The organism is Streptomyces sp. GL_148 (assembly GCF_057834205.1).
The window spans coordinates 1,284,646-1,304,472 of record NZ_CM174396.1 but is presented as its reverse complement, the minus strand read 5'-3'; the positions used below and the strand labels follow the sequence as shown (position 1 = coordinate 1,304,472).

The following is a 19,827-nucleotide window of genomic DNA, read 5'->3' as shown; positions in this document are numbered from 1 at the left end:
GGTGCACATCCAGGAATGGCTGGAGACGATTCCGGCGGTCAGCATCTACCTCCTGGTGGGGCTCGTCATCGGACTGGAAAGCCTCGGCATCCCGCTGCCGGGGGAGATCGTCCTGGTCAGCTCGGCGCTGCTGGCCTCGCAGCAGGGACACATCGACCCCGTGGTACTGGGCATCTGCGCGACCACCGGGGCGATCGTGGGCGACTCGATCGGCTACGCGATCGGCCGCAGGGGCGGGAAGCCGATGCTGGAGCGGCTGGGCCGGCGCTTCCCCAAGCACTTCGGACCGGACCAGGTGGCCATGGCGGAGCGGTCCTTCGACAAGTGGGGCATGTGGGCCGTCTTCTTCGGGCGGTTCGTGGCCCTGCTGCGGATCTTCGCCGGTCCGCTGGCGGGCGTCCTGCACATGCCCTACTGGCGGTTCCTGATCGCGAACGTCCTCGGCGGGATCCTGTGGGCGGGCGGTACGACGGCCGTCATCTACTCGATCGGGATCGTCGCGGAGCCGTGGCTGAAGGGGTTCTCGTGGGTGGCCCTCGCCCTGGCCCTCGTCTGCGGGCTCGCCATGACCGTGGTGGTGCGCGGACGGATGAAGAAGGCGGCCGAGACGGCCGAGGCGGCGCGGGCCGGGGCCGCCGCGCCGGACGACGCCCAGGACACGACGCCGGTGCCGGGGCAGGCCTCGGCCGCTCCGACCGTGCTCACCGACTGAGGGGCCGGGCCCCCGCCGCTCAACGACCGGGAGGCGGCCGGGCCCCCGCCCGGCCCGAGGGCGGGTGGGGGATCACCGGCGCGCACCGGGCGCCGGTGCCCGTTACGCGCCCGGGGTCACCGAGGCGCGGTGCTGCTCGGCCAGTTCGGTGTACATGAGGGCGTTGACCTTGAGGCCCTCGCGCTCCTCCGCGGTCAGCTCGCGCCGCACCTTCGCCGGGACGCCGGCGACCAGCGAACCGGGCGGGACGATCATGCCCTGCGGGACCAGCGCCTGGGCGGCCACCAGCGAGCCGGCGCCGATCACCGCGCCGTTGAGGATCGTCGCGCCCATCCCGATCAGGCAGTCGTCCTCGACCGTGCAGCCGTGCACGACGGCGTTGTGGCCGATGGACACCCGCTCGCCGATGGAGACCGGGAATCCGGGGTCCACGTGCACGGTGCAGTTGTCCTGCACGTTGCTGTCGGCGCCGAGCGTGATCGGACCGCAGTCCGCGCGGAGCACCGCCGAGTACCAGATGCTCGACCCCGCTCCGAGGGTCACGTCCCCGACCACGACGGAGGTGGGAGCGGTGAACGCCGTCGGATCGATCACGGGGTTCTTCCCGCCGACACCCGCCACGAGTGCCTGGGCCGCCTGCTGCGTCATGTGTTCTCTTCCTCTTCCGGTACGTCGTGTCGCGCTACCGGCACCGTAGGCCACGCCGCCCGCGCCCCCGTGGATGGGGTGAAGATCACGGCGCGGCCCGGGCGCCTGGCGCGCTACGGTGGCCCGGTGGCGAAGAACCAGAACACGTTCTCTTCTCAGACGGCGCTCTCTTCCCTGACGGCGCTGCGCCGCCGGCTCGCCGGGCGCGCGGTCCACGCGGGCTGGCGCTGGATGCAGCGGGCCGGCGCGGTCACCGCCCAGACCCCCGGCGGGCTGCGCTTCGGCGCGATCGGGCACGGCACCCGGCTCGCCTTCCCGCAGGGCACGGTCTTCGGCGCGCCCTGGATCCGGCTCGGAGACCACTGCATCATCGGGGAACAGGTCACGCTCACCGCCGGGATGATGCCCGACCTCGACCTCGGCGCCGAACCGGTCCTGGTCCTCGGCAACGGCGTGGTCATCGGCCGGGACAGCCACGTCATAGCCGACACCCGGATCACGATCGGCAACGACACCTTCTGCGGTCCCGGGGTGTACATCACCTCCACGAACCACAGCTACGACGACCCGCACGAGCCCATCGGCAAGCAGTGGCCGCGCAGCGCACCCGTGGAGATCGGACCGGGCTGCTGGCTGGGGACCGGCGCGGTGATCCTGCCCGGGGCGCGGCTGGGCCGCAACGTGGTGGTGGCGGCGGGTGCCGTCGTACGGGGCGACGTGCCGGACCACGCCGTGGTGGCGGGGGCGCCCGCGCGGATCGTCCGCCGCTGGGACCCCGAGACGGGCTGGCAGCCGCCGCTGCGCACCCCGGCGCCGGTCCCGATCCCCGACGGGGTGACTCCGGAGCAGCTGCGCGCACTGGCGGACGTGACGGAGCCGGAATGAACGCGGTGCCCGCGGTGCCCGCGGCGGCTGCCGGGTCCGCCGTGCCTTCCGGGCTTGCGGTGACTGCCGGGCCTGCGGACCGGTCGCCGGGCAGGAGGGGGCGGTGGGTCAGGGGCAGGTCTCTTCGAGCTTGACCGTGTTGAACACGATCTTCGTACCGACGGCGGTCTGCGTGCCGGCGGCGGGCGCCTGCGAGCAGACCTTCCAGTTCCGGTCGAGGACCTGCATGCGACTCTGGCCGAGCGCGTCGGTGGAGCCGAGGAGGAAGAACCCCGCGGCCTGCGCGGTGTCCTGGGCGGTCTGCAGGACCTGACCGACGCCGTTGGGGACGGCGGCCCGGGCGGGGGCCGGCGCGGGGGCTGCCGGCGGCGTGGCGGGCTTGCTGCTCACCGGAGTGGGAGTGGGAGCCGGGGCGGCGGTGGTGGGTGCGGTGGTTGCTGCAGCGGACGTCGGGGAGACGGGCTTGGCGTTGGGCTCGGGCTCGCTGGTGCAGCCGGTGAGGGTGAGAAGGCCGAGGCCTGCGGCGGCGAGTGCGATGGCGGTGTGGTGAGTGCGCATCGCGCCACTCTGTCCGGGTCGCGGGCGCTGTGTGGTGCCCGTGACCGGTCTGTGACGCGCGGATGCCCCGCGCCGACACGGCTCGGGATCCCACGGAGGAGACGCCTAGTGCTGTGGCCGGAAAGGTTTGCCGGGTCGCGGTGTTCGGTGCGGTGCCTCGCAAGGCGGAGGGCCGTGCCTCGTACTGGACGTACTTGCGCGGTCCGACAACGCGGCGAGGTGCCGTGCCGGGCGCCGCGACACGGTGAACCTTTCCGGTCACAGCACTAGCCCGCCGCGAGGAGGACCGTGCCCGCCAGGGCGAGGCCCGCGCCCGCCGCCTGGACGGTGCGCAGGCGCTCCTTGAGGACGGCGAAGGCTGCCAGGGCGGTGATCACCGGGTAGAGGGAGGAGAGCACGGCGGCGGTGGTGACCGGGCCGTGCTGGGCGGCGATGGAGTAGGTGCCGTTCGCCGCGACGTCGGCGAGGCCGACGAAGGCGAGCGCCGGCAGCAGCCCCCACAGGATCCGCCGGCCGCCCGTACCCGCCGGGAGGGCCGGGACGCCGCGCCGGGTCCGCACCCACAGGGCCGTGCCGCCGACGGCGACGTTGGTGACGCGCTGGACGAACAGCGCGAGGAACAGGCCGGGCACGGTGGAGGAGGCGGGGGCGATCAGGGCCATCACCGCGCCGAAGCCGAAGGCCGCGACGAGGGTGAGGACGACGGCCTGCCGCTGTACGGGGGCGCCGCGCAGCTCGGGTCCGCCCGCGAGGACGATGCCCACGACGGCCACCGCGATCCCCGCGAGCTGGGCGGCGCCGGGCCGCTCGCCCAGGAGCAGCCCCGCGGCCATCGGTACCACCACGCCGAGGGAGCCGAGCGGGGAGACCACGCCCATCGGGCCGAGGGCGAGCGCCTTGTAGAAGCTGAGCATCGCGACCGGCCCCACCAGCCCCGCCCCCACCGCGAACCAGAGCTGCGGTCCGGCCTCCCGCCAGGCGCCGGTGCCCAGGACCACCGCTCCCAGCACGAGGACGGCGAGGATCTGGGAGGCCACGACCACCGTGAGGGCAGGTATGCGGCGGGTCAGCAGCCCACCGCCGAAGTCGGCGAGGCCCCACAGGACGGCGGTGGCCAGGGCGAACAGGGCGGTCATGACAGGCCTCGCAGTACAGTGCGTTGAACGGGGGAGTACATGGTGGAGTACACGGGGGAGTACAGCGCACGATAGTTCAGTGTAGTGAACCCTGTCATTCAAAATCTTGTACGGAGTGGACGGAACGGTGTCTGATCTCGAACAGCTCACCCAGGCACTCGGCCGCAACCTCAAGCGCTGGCGCGGGGAGCGCGGGTTCACCCTGGAGGCCCTGTCCGCCCGTGCGGGGGTGAGCCGCGGCATGATCATTCAGATCGAGCAGGCCCGTACGAACCCCAGTGTCGGCACGACGGTCAAACTGGCCGACGCGCTGGGCGTCAGCATCACCACCCTGCTCGACCAGGACCGCGGGCCGCGGGTGCAGGTGGTACTGCCGGGGCAGGGCGTGCGGATGTGGTCCACCGAGGGCGGCAGCGGCGCGAGCATGCTGCTCGGGGACGACCGGCGCGGGCCGGTGGAGATGTGGACCTACCGGCTGGAGCCGGGCGAAGGGACCGCCTCGGATCCGCATCCGCCGGGCACCTTCGAGATGCTGCACGTCACGGTCGGGGAGCTGACGCTGGTCGTCGCCGACGAGACGCACGCCGTACCGGCCGGAGGGGCCGTCTCCTTCGAGGCCGACGCTCCGCACGCCTACCGCAACGAGGGGACCGGTCCGATGGAGATGACGATGGCGGTCTCCATCCCGCCGGTGACCGCCCGGGCGTGACCGGGGCGGAGCCCGGTGCGGGGTCAGCGCCGGCTCGCGACCCCCGGGCCGCCGTCACGGCTCGTCTCGCGGCTCGCCTTCCCGGTCGTCTCCGGGGTCGCGCCCAGCACCGGGTGCGTCGCGATGAGGTCCTGGCAGACGGCCAGTACGTTGCGCCGGTCGGCCGTGATCCAGTCCCGGTCCATCGCCCAGCCCCGCAGCACCGGATCCGGTTCGAAGGCGACGGCCAGCCCGACCTGCTCGAACACTTCGGCGTCGGAGGGGGAGTTCCCGATGGCGAAGGACCTCCGGCGGTCCACGGGCCGGCCAGGCGGCTTCGGCGGCCCGCTCCACGTCGGTCCGGTCCGCGCCTTCGAGGGCCCGCGCGAGGTGGGCGTAGAAGGCGGCGGCCGTGGGGGCGTGGGCGGCCGCGTCCCCCGGATCGGCGTCCTCGTCGTGATACCCCGCTATCGCGGCGAGCGCCGCCCGTCCGGCCGCCGGTTCGCAGACCCCGCCAGCGATGAGGCAGTCCACGAAGGGGGCCGCCGGCGAGCCTTCGGCCAGGGTCCCGTCGAGGTCGAGCACGGCGATGCGGGCGTGGCTGTGGGCATGACTGATCACGGTGGGACTCCCTGGTCGGGGTCGGTCTGAGGTGCGCGGCAGACCCCGACGGGGAGGCGCGGTCTCAAGTATTCGTACCGTTTGGGCGGTTTGGATACTTGAGCCGCGTTGAAAGGGTTGAAGGCCCGGGAGGCCCGGGAGACCCCGTCTGCGTCAGAGGGCGGGGATCTCGATCGCCGGGCAGCGGTCCATGATCATGTCCAGTCCGGCGGTGCGGGTGCGGTCGAAGGCGGCCTCGTCGACCACGTTCAGCTGGAACCAGACGGCCTCCGCCCCCTTCGCGACGGCCTCGTCGGCGACCGTGCCCGCCAGCGCGCTGTTCACGAAGACGTCCACCACGTCCACCTTGAAGGGGATCGCCTCCAGCGAGGGGTATCCCTGCTCGCCGTGAACCGTCTCGGCCTTGGGGTGCACGGGGATCACGCGCTTTCCGTACCGCTGGAGGACCTCTGCCACGCGGTACGCGGCCCGGTCCTGGTTGTTGGACAGGCCCACCACGGCCCAGGTGTCGCCGAGCTCGGTGAGGATCTTGCGGATGGTTGCCGGATCGCCGTACACGTGTGCCGCCTCCTGCTGTTGCTGGGTCCTGCTGCTGTTGCTGCGCCGGACCCCTGATGGCCGTCAGCCCGATCAACAGAAAAGACGCATGTCGGATTCCCCGTAGGGTGGACGGGTGAAGGCAGACCAGTACGTGACGGTGGCCCGTGAGGGTGTGCACGAGTCCGAGATCAACCGCTCGCGGTTCCTGTGCGCGCTCGCGCCCGCGGCGACCGAGCGGGAGGCGCAGGAGTTCGTCGCACGGATCCGCAAGGAGCACCCCACCGCCTCGCACAACTGCTTCGCCTACGTCATCGGCGCCGACGCCTCCGTGCAGAAGGCCAGCGACGACGGCGAGCCCGGTGGCACTGCCGGGGTGCCGATGCTGCAGATGCTCACGCGCCGGGACATCCGGTACGCGGTCGCCGTCGTCACCCGCTACTACGGCGGCGTGAAACTCGGCGCCGGCGGGCTCATCCGGGCCTACGGAGGGGTCGTCGGGGAGGCGCTCGACGTGCTCGGCACCGTCACCCGTCACCGCTACCGGCTGGTCACCGTCACCGTCGACCACCAGCGGGCCGGCAAGACCGAGAACGACCTGCGCTCCACCGGCAGGACCGTGGTCGAGGTGCGCTACGGGGCCGCCGTGGAGATCGAGGTCGCCCTGCCGGAGGCGGACCTGCCCGCCTTCGAGGCCTGGCTCGCCGACAGCACCGCCGGGAGCGCCACCCTCACACCGGGCGGGGAGACGTACGCACCCTGAGCGGCCGAGGGCTGCCCGAGGGCTTCCCGAGGGATCAGCTCACCGGCTGCTCCGCCCCCGTCAGCCGCGGGTCCGAGAAGAAGTCGGCGGGCTTGGTGACGCCCGCGTTCACCCGGACGAAGCCGTCCATGGTGTCCTGGCTCTCGGCGACCTTGCCCAGGACCTGCTGCATCTCGGGCGGCGGAGGTTCCAGGGCCGCGAACTCGGCGGTGAACTCGTACATCTGCATGACCCGTTCGTCCCTCGCCTGCTGGTAGCCGCGCATGGCGTCGTCGAACGCCCTGCGGCCCGCGAAGGTGTCGTCCAGGGCCCCCGCGCACAACTCGGCGTCCTGGAAGGCGTCCTGGATTCCCTGGGCCGTGATGAAGTCCTTCAGGTAGCCGGCGTCGCCGACCAGCGCCCACCCCGGTCCGTAGGGGACCCGGAAATGGTTCTCGACGGCGGTGCCGACCAGCCGTCCGGTACTGGTGGCGGCGGCGATCCGGTCGGCGAAGGCCGGCACCCGGTTCAGGGTCTCGTGGTAGCCGCCCTCGATGTCGGCGCGGTTCGCCTCGAAGTCCCGCATGGGCAGTCCGCAGATCACCAGGGTCACGTCGTCGTTGGTGGGCCAGGCCGCGAAGGCGCGATCCCCGCGCATGTACGCCTCGAAGCCGCCGTGCATCGGCAGGTTCGCCCAGTAGGTGTAGTAGCTGACCTGGAGCTTCGGCTTCTCCGCGTAGCGGGGGGCGTCCACGGCGCGGGCGACCATCGAGTGGGCGCCGTCGCCGCCGATGACGACCCGGCCGTACTCGGCGGTCGCGGCCCCGTCCGGACCGTGGCCGCGGATGCCGGTCACCACGTCCCCCTCCGTGATCAGGCCCTCCACGGTGAACTTCTCGCGCACCTCGGCGCCGGCCTCCACGGCCGCGTCGACGAGGATCTTGTCGAGGACGGTCCGACGGGGCGCGTACGAGCCCTGGAGGCCCAGGCCCGCCGGCGACCCGGAGATGACGATGGGCCCCAGGTCGAAGGTGTACGTGGTGATCTCCGGGCAGCCGGTGGCGACGACCCGGTCCAGCAGGCCCCAGCGCCGCAGGGCCGCGAGCCCGGGCGGGTGGATGAGGTGGGTGGAGAGCGTGTCGCTGGGGAAGACCGCCCGGTCCACCACCAGCACCCGGTAGCCCTGGCGGGCCAGCAGCATCGCCGTGCTCGCGCCCGCGCAGCGGGCTCCCACGATCACGGCGTCGTAGGTCTTCGTGGTCATGTCGATCGCCTCCCCGAAGGGGTAGGTCTCCTTGTGTTCCACGGTAGGCGGCGGCGCTGGTCACCGCCCGCCACCGATACCGAGGTGAGTGGTGGATCGGGGGGCGGCATGCGTTAGCGTGACAGGGGTCGACTGCGAGCCCTGTGCTGGTTCGTGCTGGTTTTAGAGGGGCAGTAGGGGTAAACGTGCAGGTCGGGGCCATTCTGTGAAGTTCCTGCACACCTCCGACTGGCATCTGGGGCGGAGCTTCCACCGGGTGAACCTGCTCGGTGCCCAGGCCGCCTTCATCGACCACCTCGTCGAGACCGTCCGCGAGCACGAGGTCGACGCCGTCCTCGTCGCCGGTGACGTGTACGACCGTGCCGTGCCCCCGCTGCCCGCCGTGGAGCTGTACGACCGGGCCCTGCACCGGCTCGCCGACCTCGGTGTGCCCACCGTGATGATCTCCGGGAACCACGACTCCGCCCGCCGCCTCGGCGTCGGGGCAGGGCTGATCGGGCTGGCCGGGATCCACCTCAGGACCGACCCCGCCGGGTGCGCCGACCCCGTGGTGCTGGCCGACGTACACGGTGACGTGGTGCTGTACGGGCTGCCGTACCTGGAGCCCGCACTCGTCAAGGACGAGTTCGGCGCCGGGAAGGTGAGCCACGAGGCCGTTCTGGGCGCGGCCATGGACCGGATCCGGGCGGATCTGGCCGGGCGGGCGCCGGGGACGCGCTCCATCGTCCTTGCTCATGCCTTCGTCACCGGCGGGCAGGCCAGCGACAGCGAGCGCGACATCACCGTCGGCGGGGTCGAGGCCGTGCCGGCCTCCGTCTTCGACGGGGTCGACTATGCCGCCCTCGGCCACCTCCACGGCTGCCAGACGATCAACGAACGGGTCCGCTACTCCGGTTCCCCGCTCGCCTACTCCTTCTCCGAAGCCGATCACCGCAAGAGCATGTGGCTCGTGGACCTGGGCGGGGACGGGGAGATCGTGAGCGCCGAGCGCGTCGACACTCCCGTGCCGCGCGGCCTCGCCCGGGTTCGGGGGCCGCTGGAGGAGCTGCTGTCCGAAGGCGCGTACGCCCGGTACGAGGACTCCTGGCTGGAGGTCACCCTCACCGACCCCGTCCGGCCCGAGGACCCCATGGCCCGGCTTGCCACCCGCTTCCCGCACACCCTCAGCCTCGCCTTCGACCCCGAGGGCCGGAGCGAGGCCGCCGGCGGGTCCTATGCCCAGCGGCTGAAGGGGCGCAGCGACCGGGAGATCGCCGAGGACTTCGTCGCCCACGTGCGCGGGGGCGGCGGTTTCTCCGACGAGGCCGAACGGGACGTGCTCCAGGGCGCCTTCGACGAGGTACGGGCCGAGGACAGCCGGCAGGAGACCCACCGATGAGGCTGCACCGGCTGCGCATCACCGCCTTCGGGCCCTTCGCCGAACCCCAGGAGATCGATTTCGACACCCTCTCCGGCGCCGGGATCTTCCTGCTGCACGGTCCCACCGGCGCGGGCAAGACCTCCGTCCTGGACGCCGTCTGCTACGCCCTCTACGGGTCCGTCCCCGGCTCCCGCCAGGCCCCCGGCACCAGCCTGCGCAGCGACCACGCGGCCTCGGACACCCCGACCGAGATCACCCTCGAACTCACCGCGGGCGGGCGGCGCCTGGAGATCACCCGGCGCCCCGAACAGGACCGGCCCAAGAAGCGCGGCACCGGGACGACGAAGGACAAGGCGCAGAGTTGGCTGCGCGAGCACGACGGGGAGAAGTGGGCCGCGCTGAGCCGTTCCCACCAGGAGATCGGCGAAGAGGTCGAGCAGCTGCTCGGCATGAGCCGCGAGCAGTTCTGCCAGGTCGTGCTGTTGCCGCAGGGGGAGTTCGCGCGCTTCCTGCGGGCCGACGAGGTGGCGCGCGGCCGGCTGCTGGGCCGGCTCTTCGACACCCGCCGCTTCGCCGCCGTGGAAACCCTGCTCGGCGAGCGCCGCCGCGCCGCCGAGGCCAAGGTCCGCGCCGGTGACGAGCAGGTGCTGCACACCGCCCAGCGGCTCGCCCAGGCCGCCGGGGACGCCGCCGACCTGCGCGCCTGGCCGCTGCCCCGGCACCAGCCGGGCGACCCCGGGCTGGCCGGGGCGATCCGTGCCTGGGCCGCCGTCGCGCGCTGCTCCGCCCGGGAGCGGCTCACCGTCGCCGAGTACGCCCTCGCCGCCGTCGAGGGGCGCTACCACGCCGCCCGGCGGGCCGCCGAGGAGGCTCGGGAGCTCGACCGGCTGCAACGCCGGCACGCGGAGACCACCCGTCGGGCGGCCCTGCTCGCCGAGGCCGGTCCGGAGCGGGAGCGGGTGCGCGCCCTCCTCGACCGGGCCCGGCGCGGAGCCCTGGTCGCCCCCGCGCTGGAACTGCGCGGAGCCGCCGCCGGCGCCCACATGGCCGCCGCGCACGCGGAGTCGGTGGCCCGGGCGGAGCTGCCGCCGCAGCTCGCCGAGGCGGGGACCGAGCAGCTGGCCGCGGTCGAGCAGCGGCTGCGGGGCGACCTGGGAGCCCTCGGAGCCGCCCACCGCGCCGAGCAGCGCAGCGCCGAGATCGGCCGCGAACGGGCCGACCTGGAACGGGAGTCCCGGGCAGCCGAGGAGCAGCAGCAGGAAACCGCCGAGTGGCTGGGCCGCTGGGAGGCCACCCGGACCGAGCTGGCCGGGCGCGCGGACGCCGCCCAGCAGGCCGCGACCCTGGCCGAGCAGCTCGCCGGCAAACTGGAGCCCGCCAGGCTGCACCTGCACGCCGCCCGGCGGCGCGACGCCCTCGACGCCGACGCGGAGCGGGCCTCCGGCGAACTGCTCACCGCGCGCGAGGAGTCGGCCGCCGCCCGGGAACGCTGGCTCGAGCTCAAGGAGACCCGGCTGCGCGGCATCGCCGCCGAACTCGCCGCCGCCCTGGTGGCGGGAGAGCCCTGCACCGTGTGCGGGGCCGCGGATCACCCCGCTCCGGCCCGGCCCGCCCCCGGTCACGTCGACCGGGCCGCGGAGGAGGCGGCGCACGCCCGCTTCGAGGGGGCCGAGGAGCGCAGGGCCGGCGTCGAGCGCAGGCTCGCCGCCGTCCGGGAGGCCCGCGCCGAGGCCGCGGCCGCCGCGGGTGACGCCACCACCGCCGAGCTCCTGGAACTCACGTCCGGGCTGAGCTCCCGGCACGCCGAGGCGCACGCCGCGGCCGCCGGACTGCACACCGCCCGCGAGCGGCTGGCCCGCGCCGAGCGGGAGCACGCCGTTCGCAGCACCGAGCGCAGCGAAGCCGAGGCCCGGGCGGCGGCGCGGGCTTCGCGCCGCGAGGCCCTCGACCGGGAACAGGCCTCGCTGGAAGCGGAGCTGGCCCTCGTACGGGACGGCGCGCCCAGTGTCGCGGCCCGCGCCGGAGTCCTGGAGGACAGGGTCCGCATGGTCACGGCGGCGGCCGTTTCGCTGCGCCGGGCCGAAACCACCGCCGCCCGGCTGAAGGAGGCCGACGACCAGCTCGCCGACGCCGCCTTCAAGGCCGGCTTCGACACCACCGAGGAGGCGGCCGACGCCGTGCTCCCCGAGTACGAACGCAGCGCGCTCCAGCGCCGCACGGACGCCTGGCAGGCGGAAGAGGCCATGCTGGCCGACCGCCTCGGCGAGGCCGACACCGCCGCGGCGGCGGCCCTGCCCCCGGCCGCGCCGGAGGAGGCCCAGGCGCGTGCGGACCGGGCCGGGGCGAAGCTTCGTACGGCCGGGTCCGCCGTGGACGCGGCCCGGGTCCGGTGCAAGGACCTCGACGGGCTCTCCCTCCAGGCGGAGCGGGAGCTGCGCTCCCTGGGACCGCTGCGCGAGGCCTACGAACGGGTGGCCCGGCTCGCCGGACTCACCGCGGGCACCTCCGCGGACAACGAGCGCAAGATGCGGCTGGAGGCCTACGTGCTCGCGGCCCGGCTGGAGCAGGTCGCCGCCGCGGCCACGGTACGGCTGCTGCGCATGTCGGGCGGCCGTTACACCCTGCTGCACTCCGACGCCAAGGCGAGCGGACGCGGGCGTTCCGGGCTCGGGCTGCACGTGGTCGACGCCTGGACCGGCAGCGAGCGGGACACCGCCACGCTGTCCGGCGGCGAGACCTTCTTCGCCTCGCTCGCGCTCGCGCTGGGCCTCGCCGACGTGGTCACCGACGAGGCGGGCGGCATGCGCCTCGACACCCTGTTCATCGACGAGGGCTTCGGCAGCCTCGACGACCAGGCGCTGGACGAGGTGCTCGACGTACTGGACTCGCTGCGCGAACGCGACCGCAGCGTCGGCATCGTGAGCCACGTCGCCGACCTGCGGACCCGGGTGCAGGCCCAGCTGGAGATCGTCAAGCAGCGCGGAGGCTCGGTGGTGCGGCATCGCACGGCGGGCGGAACAGGCTGAAATGCCTGGTCAACAGGGTGAAACCGTTCCTCGGGGGACACTCGGGGACCCTCGGGGACATGTCGGTCTCCGGGGGGAGGCCCCCTCCGGAGGGTGACGACTGCGGCTGCTGACGACCGGTCCCGTACAGGGACGGACGGGACGGACGAGCAGGGACGGACGGCACTGACGGCACGGACGGAAGGGCCGGCTCCGCGAGGGGGAGCCGGCCCGTCCGTCCGTGTGTGGTGCGAGTCCGGTGATCAGAGCTTCGACAGCTCGTCCACCAGGTCGTCCAGGCCCAGCGAACCCTGGGACAGCGCCGCCATGTGCCAGGCCTTCAGGTCGAAGGAATCGCCGTGCGCGGCACGCGCGTTGTCACGGCCCAGCAGCCAGGCACGCTCGCCCAGCTTGTAGCCGATCGCCTGGCCCGGCATCGACAGGTAGCGGGTCAGCTCGCTCTCGACGAAGTCGCCCGGCCGGCCGCTGTGCAGGCCGAAGAACTCCTGCGCCAGGTCCACCGTCCAGCGCTCGCCCGGGTGGAACGGCGAGTCCGCGGGGATCTCCAGACCCAGGTGCATGCCGATGTCCACGATGACCCGCGCGGCACGCATCATCTGGCAGTCCAGGTATCCGAGCCGCTGCTCGGCGTCCTTGAGGTAGCCCAGCTCGTCCATGAGCCGCTCCGCGTACAGCGCCCAGCCCTCGGCGTTGGCGCTGACGAGACCGACACTGGCCTGGTAGCGGGAGAGCTGGTCCGCGACGTGCGTCCACTGCGCCAGCTGGAGGTGGTGGCCCGGAACGCCCTCGTGGTACCAGGTGGAGACCAGGTCGTAGACGGGGAACTTGGTCTGGCCCATCGTCGGCAGCCAGGTGCGCCCCGGACGGGAGAAGTCCTCCGAGGGGTTCGTGTAGTACGGGGCCGCAGCGCCGCCCGGAGGGGCGATCCGCGACTCCACGCGCTTGACCCGCTCGGCGAGTTCGAAGTGGGTGCCGTCGAGGTTCTCGATGGCCTCGTCCATCAGGCCCTGCAGCCAGGCCTGGACCTCGTCCACGCCCTCGATGTGGGTGCCGTGCTCGTCCAGGTGCTTCAGCACCTCCCAGGGACCGGCGTCCGGCAGGATCTTGGCGGCTTCGGTCTTCATCTCCGCCAGCAGCCGGTGGTACTCCGACCAGCCGTAGGCGTACGCCTCGTCCAGGTCCAGGTCGGTGCCGTTGAAGTAGCGCGACCAGCGGGCGTAGCGCTCGCGGCCCACCGGGTCGGGCTTGCCCTCGACCGCGGGGGCGTACACGTCCCGCATCCAGTCGCGCAGTTCCACGACGGCGGTGGTCGCGCCCGCGGCGGCGGCGTCGAGCTCGGCGCGCAGCGCCTGGGGGCCGGCGGCGGCGAACTCCGCGAAGTAGCCGTCCTTGCCCTCGCTACCGGCGCTCTCGCTCTCGCCCTCGCCCTCGCCCGCCCAGGCGGTGAGCTGCTCGATGAAGGTGGCGGTGGGGCGCGGGCTCCCGAACAGGCCGCGCTCCAGGCCGAGCGCGAGGCACTCGCGGTAGCCCGCGTAGGCGGCCGGTACGGCGCGCAGCCGCTCGGCGATCGCGGCCCAGTCCTCGTCGGTTTCGGCCGGGGTCAGGGAGAAGATCTCGCGGACCGAGTGCGCGGGGGAGTGGATGTTGCTGACCGCGCGCAGGTCCTCGTCGGCCTCGTGGACGGCGAGTTCGGCGGTGAGCCGCTCGCGCAGCAGCCGGGCGCAGCGGCGCTCGACATCGCTGTCGGCGCCCGGCTGCCGCTCGGCGGCGTCGAGGCGCGCGAGCGTGGTGCGGATGAGTTCGGCGGACGCCGCGCGGCCCGCGGGGGAGAGGTCCGGGAGCTTGCCGGAGCTCGCGGCGACACCGAGATAGGTGCCCGTGATCGGGTCGATGGCGATGAGGTCGTCAACGTAGGCATCGGCGACCTGACGGGGCAGCCGTGCCGAGCTGTCACTGGTGATGATGTCTGACATGTGGACATCTTCGTATGCGGGACGGGTCCGCGTCATCACCAAAGATCCTCAGCCTGCTGACGTAGGGGGCAGCAGCGGCCCGCAGTCCCACTCCTGGAAGATCAGCCTGGTCTCCACCCGGGCGACTTCCCGGCGCGAGGTGAACTCGTCGAGGACCAGCCGCTGGAGCGCGGGCGTCGCGTGTGACGTGGAGTTCGCCCGGCAGCTCCGCCAGGTGCGGTTCGCCACTGGCGGGGTCCTGCACCCGCCGGCCGCGTACCTGCTGCTACGAGGGCTCTCGACGCTCCCCGTACGGGTCCGGGCGGCCTCCGCCAGCGCCGCGGAGCTCGCCGGGCGGCTCGTACGGCAGCCGGGAGCTGACCGGGGTCGCGTCCAGCCGGGCCGTGATCACCAGGGTGCCCTCCTCGATCTGGTAGTCGAGGGGGAGGCCCAGACCGCGCATGGCGGCGACCATGCCGGTGTTCGAGGCCTGGGTGACGGCGTAGACGCTGTCGCATCCGGCCTCGACGGCCATCCCGATCAGGCGGCCCAGCAGCTCGGAGCCGATGCCGCGGCGCTGCCAGTCGTCCTCGATGAGCAGCGCCACCTCGGTCTCGTCGCCGTCCCAGAGCAGGTGGCCGAGGGCGACGAGCTTGCCGGAGGCGGTGGTCGCGGCGAGCGTGCGGCCGAAGCGCGGGCTCAGCAGGTGCCCGAGGTAGCGGTCGGCGTCGGCGACGGGGCCGTGGTAGCGCAGGCCGAGGGTGCGCTCCGAGCAGCGGTCGTGCATGGCACGGGCCGCGGGCAGGTCGGAGGCGTCGGCGCGGCGCACGGTGATCTCGTTGCCCTCGGGCAGGGTCAGTACGTCCCGGCTGCGGGGGACCCGCGGTCCGAGCCGGGCGTCCAGCTCGACGAGCGCGCGGGCGCGGGCGAACTCGGTCGGGGTGAAGGGCAGATAGGGCCGCTCGATGGTGATCGCACCGCCGGACGGGTCGCGCAGCCGCATGACCGTGGCCTCCAGGACGCCCTCGACGGGCGCGTCGGCGCCGGCGTTGGGGCGCCCGGAGAGGGTGGTCGCCGGGATCGAGTGGATGGTGCAGCGGCCGAGCAGCTGACGCAGGGCGAGCGGCAGCTCGGCGGCGTCCAGCGCGGTGCGGGTGGCCAGCCCCAGGACGCGGGTCGGGGTGTCGACCAGGTCGTGCGCGTCGGCGCGCTCGATCCAGGTGCTGTGGCCGCCGGCGCCGGCGATGGCCCGGGTGAGGTCGGCGGAGGGCAACTGCTGCGGGGCGCGCAGCAGGAACTCGTCCACCGTGCCGCCCTCGGGGAGCGGGTGCGTCTGCAGGGTCAGGATGTCGACCCCGCTCCGGGCGAGGGCGGTGCAGAGCGCGGCGAGGCTGCCGGGCTCGTCGCGCACGGTCGTCCGCATCCGCCACAGGGCGGAGGTCAGCGCGGTGTCCGTACCGGCTGAACCGTCCGTGGTGGCGTCCGGCCCCGTGGCGGGTTCCGTGGGCGCGGTGTCCGTGGGCGGCGGCGCATGGCTGTGGCGGCGTGCCCACCAGGTGTGGAACGCCGCCGTGACCAGGAGTGCGACGGCCGACGCCACGAGCAGGACCGGGCCGCGGGGACCGTGCACCACGAGATTGGCGATGGCGTCGGCGACCGCGACGGCGCAGAAGAGAGCGGCGAGCTCGACGACGTCGCGGCGCCAGTGGTGACGGTGGGGACGCTGGGCAGAGGCAGGAATACGCTCAGTCATGCAGACCACTGTGACGGAGGGGTGTTGCGTGATCACGAACGATCTGTGACCGACTGGTTAAGGATCCATCTGGCCGATTTCGCCCTGTTTTCCGGCCGATTTCAGATCTCGACGTGTCGCCGGGCCACCGTCGCCACCGTTGCCGCCATCGCCGGCTTCCGCCTGTTGCCGCAGCGCCGGTCCGGTCACTGCCCCACCCGTCCGGGCTGCAGGGTCCGGGTGAAGAGTACGCCGCCTCCCTGGCGCCGCAGTCGGACGGTGAGCTCGCCGCCGTCCCCGTCGATCTCGACCTCTCCGTAGTACGGGGGGTTCTCGGACGGGGACATGTTGGCGAACGGCGCGGACTGGACGTACGCCATCTCCGGGCCGAAGGTGGCGTCCAGCCGGCCCGAGGGGAAACCGCCCGCGCCGATGGGGCCGGAGACGAATTCCCAGAAGGGCGCGAAGTCGGTGAAGGCGGCCCGCTCGGGCGCGTAGTGGTTCGCGGCCGTGTAGTGCACGTCGGCCGTGAGCCACAGGGTGCCGGTGATGCGCTGGTGCTTGATGTGGCGCAGCAGCTCCGCGATCTGCAGTTCGCGCCCGAGCGGCGCGCCCGGGTCGCCCTGGGCGACGGCCTCGAAGTTCGCGGCCCCGTCGGCCACCACGATGCCCAGCGGCATGTCGGCGGCGATGACCTTCCAGGTGGCGCGGGAGCGCGACAGCTCGCGCTTGATCCAGGCCAACTGCTCGGGGCCGAGGATGCCGATGGGGTCGTCGGTCTGGCGGCCGGGGGAGTTCGCGTCGCGGTAGGTGCGCATGTCGAGGACGAACACGTCGAGCAGCGGGCCGTAGCGCATCACCCGGTACATCCGGCCTTCGTCGCGGCCGCCGCGCAGGTCGGTGACCGGGAAGTACTCACCGAAGGCCCGGCGGGCCCGGCCGGCGAGGGTGTCCACGTCCTTCACGGTGTAGCGGGGGTCGTCGAGGATCTGGCCGGGGTACCAGTTGTTGCGCACCTCGTGGTCGTCCCACTGGGCGAGGACCGGCACCTGGGCGTTGAAATCACGGAGGTTGCCGTCGAGCAGGTTGTAGCGGAAGTTGCCCCGGAACTCGGCGAGGGTCTCGGCGACCTTCGCCTTCTCCTCGGTGGTCACGTTGTGCCACAGGGTTCCGTCGCGCAGCGGTACGGAGGCCTGGATCGGCCCGTCGGCGTAGATGGTGTCCCCGCTGAAGAGGAAGAAGTCGGGGTCCAGCAGCCGCATTTCGTCGAAGACGCGGTAGCCGCCGAGCTCCGGGTTGATGCCCCAGCCCTGACCGGCGAGGTCCCCGGACCACAGGAAGCGCACGTCGCGGCGGCGGGAGGCGGGGGTGGTCCGGAAGGTGCCGTGGACCGGCTCCCCGGTGCGGCGCGGATCGTCGGGGTCGGCGAGGAGCACCCGGTAGTGGATCTGCTGTCCGGGCGGGAGTTCGCGCAGGGTGGTGGTGCCCGTGAAGTCGGTGTCCGGGCCGAGCAGGGGGCCGCGGTGGCGGCGGACGGCGTAGCGGAACGACTCGCTCGGGGAGGTCTCGACGTACATCCACGCGGGGCGGTCGGATCGCGTCCAGACGGTGGCCGAGTGGGCGGTGATCTCGCCGGACTGGACACCCCAGAAGGCGTTCGGGCGGCCCGAGCGGGCGAAGGCGGGCGCCGCCGCGTGCGCGGGAGTGGTCAGGGTGGCGCCCGTCAGGGCGCTGGACAGGGCGAGGCCCACGGGAACGGCGAGGGAACCGCCGAGAAGGGAGCGTCGGGTGTGCGGCAGAGGTGCCATCGGTGCGTCTCCAGAGGCCGGCGGGGACGGGCCGGACCAGTGTGCCGCCGTACACCGGCCGCACACCGGACCGCCCGCGTCGCGCACGCGAACCATGCGTGAACACTGATGCGGATGGCAGATGCCCCGTCAACACTCCATCAGGCGAGCTTGGTTGTGTCCAGGATGACGCGGGCGACGAGGGCCGGGTCGTCGTTCATGGGGACGTGGCCGCAGCCGGGGAGCCGTACGAGGCGTGCGCCGGGGATGGTGTGCTTCGCGCGGACGCCTTGGCGGCGCAGGAGCAGCCGGTCGCGACTGCCCCAGGCGATGGTGACGGGCAGGCCCGGCAGATCCGCGGTGAACCGTACGGAGCCGCCCGCGGCCAGGGTCTGCTCGAAGCCGGAGGCCTCGCGCAGGGCGAGGGTCTCGGCGACCACGGAGCCGGGCGAACGCCGGCCCGGGCGCGCGTAGATGCTGCCGGTGAGCGCGGCGCGTCCGGCGGCGCTGCGGGCGAGCCGTTCCACGGCGGGGCGGGGCAGAGCCCCGGCGCCGGCGCGCATCGCGCGCAGTGCGGTGAAGGCGTAGCGGCGTTCCCCCTCCGACCAGAACCCGGCGGGGGAGAGGGCGGTGACCGAGCGCGCCAGGCCGACGCGCCCCATCTCCAGGGCGAGCAGCCCGCCGAGGGAGTTGCCCGCGACGTGCGGCCGCTCTATGCCGAGCGCCCCGCAGAGCGCGCTCAGCGCCGAGGCCACGGTGCCCAGATCGTACGGAACCCCGTGCGGCAGCGGCTCCGAGACGCCGAAGCCGGGCAGGTCGACGGCGATCACGTCGTACTCGGAGGCCAGGACGTCGGTCACCGGGTGCCAGGCCTGGAGGTGGTGGCCGATGCCGTGGAGCAGCAGGATCGGCTCGCCCGCGCCCTTGCGCTCGTAGGCGGCGGTGGTGGTGCGGGGGCCCAGGGGCGAATCGATCGTGAAGGAGACCGTGGCGGTCATGCTGCTCCTCGTCGGGTTCGGGGGTTGGGGGTCGGGGGTCGGCGTCGGGCGGCTTCGGCGGCCGTGTGAGACGGCTTGTCAGTAGTGTCTCCCGGCCGGTTACCGCCCGGTAGCCCCTGGGGGCGGAATTCGACTTTCGGGGCGCTCTTCGGGGGTGTCGCTCCGGGCGTCTTCCGGGGTGGCTTTCGGGGTGACTTCCGTGACGTCTTCCGCGTGCCCTCCGCGGCGCTCGCGAACATCCCGTGAACAGCTTGACGGATATGCCCGATGTGCCCGGCAAAGGGATGAGCATTGGTCTTGACCAAGGGGATGCGCCGTCCTATCGTCGCAGGCATAGTGCAGGAACCTTTAATAAACAAAGGCGCGGAACTCCCGCTGGAACACGGCGAGTGCAGCGATAGCAGGAGGAGTCAGGGTGGGGACCACGCAGCTCGAATCGGTGCCGGAGCCGAAGTACTTGCACCTCAAGACCGTCCTCAGTGAGGCGCTCGACCAGGACTTCGCCGTGGGCGAGATCCTGCCGAACGAGCGCGAGCTCGCCGCCCGCTTCGGCGTCGCCCGGGCGACCCTGCGCCAGGCCCTGGAGCAGCTCGAGCTCGAAGGCCGCCTCCAGCGCCGCCGTGGCGTCGGCACCACCGTCGCCCCGCCGCGCGTGGGTGTCGACGTCGGCAGTGCGCAGCACAGCTGGCCCGGCGAGAGCGTCGACGGGTGGGAGCCCGTGGACGCGGCGGAGGAGGCCGTGCTGCCCCCCGCCCTCCTGAAGCTCCTCGGGACCGCCCCCGGCGAGATGGTGCTCGCGGTGCGCCGGAGCCGCGTCGAGCAGGGCCAGGTCCTCGCCGCCGAGCTGCTGTACGTGCCGGCCTCCTCGGTGCCGGGGCTCTCCGCCATTGACGCCCCGGCCGGTCCGGCGCGCGCCCGCGCCGTCATGCGCGAACTGCAGAAGCTGGTCCTCGACGGCCAGGACCGCTCGGTGGAGCTCGGCTCCGCCCGCGCCGAGGACGCGAAGGAACTGGACCGCCTGCCCGGCGCCCCGGTCCTGCTGGTCACCACCCGCTTCTTCACGGTGGCGGGCACGGCGGCCGTCTCGGTGGCCACCTACCGGGCGGACACCTGCCGGCTGACCTTCGGCGACACGGGCGACGTGCAGATCACGCACGACGCGCGGGTCGCGTCCTGACCAC

18 protein-coding genes and 2 pseudogenes are annotated in these 19,827 nt (G+C 73.2%); 9 read left to right on the top strand and 11 right to left on the bottom strand.

Annotation, left to right across the window (positions count from 1 at the left end; all coding sequences use genetic code 11):
• The first annotated feature begins 1 nt into the window (after position 1).
• Positions 2–712 carry a DedA family protein gene (locus AC3IYI_RS05935; RefSeq protein WP_489409202.1) on the top strand — a complete coding sequence of 237 codons (711 nt, stop codon included), beginning with the start codon at positions 2–4 and terminating at the stop codon, positions 710–712.
• Positions 713–814: 102 nt separating this feature from the next.
• On the opposite strand, the gene AC3IYI_RS05930 is transcribed toward AC3IYI_RS05935, so the two are convergent.
• Positions 815–1,360 carry a gamma carbonic anhydrase family protein gene (locus tag AC3IYI_RS05930; protein ID WP_489409201.1) on the bottom strand — a complete coding sequence of 182 codons (546 nt, stop codon included), beginning with the start codon at positions 1,358–1,360 and terminating at the stop codon, positions 815–817.
• A gap of 126 nt (positions 1,361–1,486) precedes the next feature.
• On the opposite strand from AC3IYI_RS05930, the gene AC3IYI_RS05925 reads away from it, so the two are divergent.
• Entirely contained in the window at positions 1,487–2,245 is a 759-nt protein-coding gene (locus AC3IYI_RS05925; protein WP_489409200.1) for an acyltransferase, read from the top strand.
• 108 nt (positions 2,246–2,353) lie between these two features.
• Here AC3IYI_RS05925 and AC3IYI_RS05920 read toward each other — a convergent pair whose 3' ends face one another.
• Positions 2,354–2,803, bottom strand: a complete 450-nt coding sequence (locus AC3IYI_RS05920) for a hypothetical protein (protein WP_489409199.1) — start codon at positions 2,801–2,803, stop codon at positions 2,354–2,356.
• Between the two features lie 266 nt (positions 2,804–3,069).
• A complete protein-coding gene (locus AC3IYI_RS05915; RefSeq protein ID WP_489409198.1) occupies positions 3,070–3,939 on the bottom strand; it encodes an EamA family transporter in 870 nt (289 codons plus the stop codon).
• A gap of 127 nt (positions 3,940–4,066) precedes the next feature.
• Between AC3IYI_RS05915 and AC3IYI_RS05910 the strand changes: the two genes are divergently transcribed.
• Positions 4,067–4,648 carry a helix-turn-helix domain-containing protein gene (locus tag AC3IYI_RS05910; RefSeq protein WP_489409197.1) on the top strand — a complete coding sequence of 194 codons (582 nt, stop codon included), beginning with the start codon at positions 4,067–4,069 and terminating at the stop codon, positions 4,646–4,648.
• A gap of 23 nt (positions 4,649–4,671) precedes the next feature.
• Here the strand turns inward: AC3IYI_RS05910 and AC3IYI_RS05905 are convergent, their stop codons facing one another.
• Entirely contained in the window at positions 4,672–4,896 is a 225-nt protein-coding gene (locus AC3IYI_RS05905; protein ID WP_489409196.1) for a hypothetical protein, read from the bottom strand.
• 25 nt (positions 4,897–4,921) lie between these two features.
• Here AC3IYI_RS05905 and AC3IYI_RS05900 point away from each other — a divergent pair, with 25 nt between their 5' ends.
• Positions 4,922–5,278: a hypothetical protein gene (locus tag AC3IYI_RS05900; RefSeq protein WP_489409195.1), complete on the top strand. Its 357-nt coding sequence runs from the start codon at positions 4,922–4,924 to the stop codon at positions 5,276–5,278.
• Positions 5,279–5,401: 123 nt separating this feature from the next.
• Here the strand turns inward: AC3IYI_RS05900 and AC3IYI_RS05895 are convergent, their stop codons facing one another.
• Positions 5,402–5,806, bottom strand: coding sequence for a CoA-binding protein (locus tag AC3IYI_RS05895; RefSeq protein ID WP_489409194.1), 405 nt, complete (start codon positions 5,804–5,806; stop codon positions 5,402–5,404).
• Between the two features lie 115 nt (positions 5,807–5,921).
• Here AC3IYI_RS05895 and AC3IYI_RS05890 point away from each other — a divergent pair, with 115 nt between their 5' ends.
• A complete protein-coding gene (locus tag AC3IYI_RS05890) occupies positions 5,922–6,548 on the top strand; it encodes a YigZ family protein (protein ID WP_489409193.1) in 627 nt (208 codons plus the stop codon).
• 34 nt (positions 6,549–6,582) lie between these two features.
• Here the strand turns inward: AC3IYI_RS05890 and AC3IYI_RS05885 are convergent, their stop codons facing one another.
• Positions 6,583–7,791 carry an NAD(P)/FAD-dependent oxidoreductase gene (locus AC3IYI_RS05885; RefSeq protein ID WP_489409192.1) on the bottom strand — a complete coding sequence of 403 codons (1,209 nt, stop codon included), beginning with the start codon at positions 7,789–7,791 and terminating at the stop codon, positions 6,583–6,585.
• A gap of 205 nt (positions 7,792–7,996) precedes the next feature.
• Between AC3IYI_RS05885 and AC3IYI_RS05880 the strand changes: the two genes are divergently transcribed.
• Positions 7,997–9,169, top strand: coding sequence for an exonuclease SbcCD subunit D (locus tag AC3IYI_RS05880; RefSeq protein ID WP_489409191.1), 1,173 nt, complete (start codon positions 7,997–7,999; stop codon positions 9,167–9,169).
• Positions 9,166–12,177, top strand: coding sequence for an AAA family ATPase (locus AC3IYI_RS05875; RefSeq protein ID WP_489409190.1), 3,012 nt, complete (start codon positions 9,166–9,168; stop codon positions 12,175–12,177). The genes AC3IYI_RS05880 and AC3IYI_RS05875 overlap by 4 nt, the downstream gene beginning before the upstream one ends.
• A 242-nt stretch (positions 12,178–12,419) precedes the next feature.
• Here the strand turns inward: AC3IYI_RS05875 and AC3IYI_RS05870 are convergent, their stop codons facing one another.
• Positions 12,420–14,150, bottom strand: a complete 1,731-nt coding sequence (locus AC3IYI_RS05870; RefSeq protein ID WP_489409189.1) for a DUF885 domain-containing protein — start codon at positions 14,148–14,150, stop codon at positions 12,420–12,422.
• 48 nt (positions 14,151–14,198) lie between these two features.
• Positions 14,199–14,318, bottom strand: a pseudogene (locus AC3IYI_RS05865) (Lrp/AsnC family transcriptional regulator); the annotation flags it as partial.
• A 7-nt stretch (positions 14,319–14,325) separates the two neighbouring features.
• Here AC3IYI_RS05865 and AC3IYI_RS05860 point away from each other — a divergent pair.
• A pseudogene (locus AC3IYI_RS05860) lies at positions 14,326–14,497 on the top strand (PLP-dependent transferase); the annotation flags it as partial.
• Here the strand turns inward: AC3IYI_RS05860 and AC3IYI_RS05855 are convergent.
• The 3 genes from AC3IYI_RS05855 to AC3IYI_RS05845 all read right to left on the bottom strand — a co-directional run bounded on the left by AC3IYI_RS05855 (position 14,416) and on the right by AC3IYI_RS05845 (position 18,646).
• Positions 14,416–15,882, bottom strand: a complete 1,467-nt coding sequence (locus tag AC3IYI_RS05855) for a GNAT family N-acetyltransferase (RefSeq protein WP_489409188.1) — start codon at positions 15,880–15,882, stop codon at positions 14,416–14,418. The pseudogene AC3IYI_RS05860 and the gene AC3IYI_RS05855 overlap by 82 nt on opposite strands.
• Positions 15,883–16,067: 185 nt before the next feature.
• Complete coding sequence (locus AC3IYI_RS05850) at positions 16,068–17,669, bottom strand: alkaline phosphatase D family protein (RefSeq protein ID WP_489409187.1); 1,602 nt, start codon at positions 17,667–17,669, stop codon at positions 16,068–16,070.
• Between the two features lie 140 nt (positions 17,670–17,809).
• Entirely contained in the window at positions 17,810–18,646 is an 837-nt protein-coding gene (locus tag AC3IYI_RS05845; RefSeq protein WP_489409186.1) for an alpha/beta fold hydrolase, read from the bottom strand.
• A gap of 415 nt (positions 18,647–19,061) precedes the next feature.
• Between AC3IYI_RS05845 and AC3IYI_RS05840 the strand changes: the two genes are divergently transcribed.
• On the top strand, positions 19,062–19,823 hold the full coding sequence (locus AC3IYI_RS05840) for a GntR family transcriptional regulator (RefSeq protein WP_489409185.1): 762 nt from the start codon (positions 19,062–19,064) through the stop codon (positions 19,821–19,823).
• Positions 19,824–19,827 lie beyond the last annotated feature (4 nt).

Coding starts and splice junctions, on each gene's coding strand:
- AC3IYI_RS05930 (WP_489409201.1), bottom strand. CDS start 1,360: ATGACGCAGCAGGCGGCCCAGGCACTCGTGGCGGGTGTCGGCGGGAAG.
- AC3IYI_RS05920 (WP_489409199.1), bottom strand. CDS start 2,803: ATGCGCACTCACCACACCGCCATCGCACTCGCCGCCGCAGGCCTCGGC.
- AC3IYI_RS05915 (WP_489409198.1), bottom strand. CDS start 3,939: ATGACCGCCCTGTTCGCCCTGGCCACCGCCGTCCTGTGGGGCCTCGCC.
- AC3IYI_RS05900 (WP_489409195.1), top strand. CDS start 4,922: ATGGCGAAGGACCTCCGGCGGTCCACGGGCCGGCCAGGCGGCTTCGGC.
- AC3IYI_RS05885 (WP_489409192.1), bottom strand. CDS start 7,791: ATGACCACGAAGACCTACGACGCCGTGATCGTGGGAGCCCGCTGCGCG.
- AC3IYI_RS05875 (WP_489409190.1), top strand. CDS start 9,166: ATGAGGCTGCACCGGCTGCGCATCACCGCCTTCGGGCCCTTCGCCGAA.
- AC3IYI_RS05870 (WP_489409189.1), bottom strand. CDS start 14,150: ATGTCAGACATCATCACCAGTGACAGCTCGGCACGGCTGCCCCGTCAG.
- AC3IYI_RS05855 (WP_489409188.1), bottom strand. CDS start 15,882: ATGACTGAGCGTATTCCTGCCTCTGCCCAGCGTCCCCACCGTCACCAC.
- AC3IYI_RS05850 (WP_489409187.1), bottom strand. CDS start 17,669: ATGGCACCTCTGCCGCACACCCGACGCTCCCTTCTCGGCGGTTCCCTC.
- AC3IYI_RS05845 (WP_489409186.1), bottom strand. CDS start 18,646: ATGACCGCCACGGTCTCCTTCACGATCGATTCGCCCCTGGGCCCCCGC.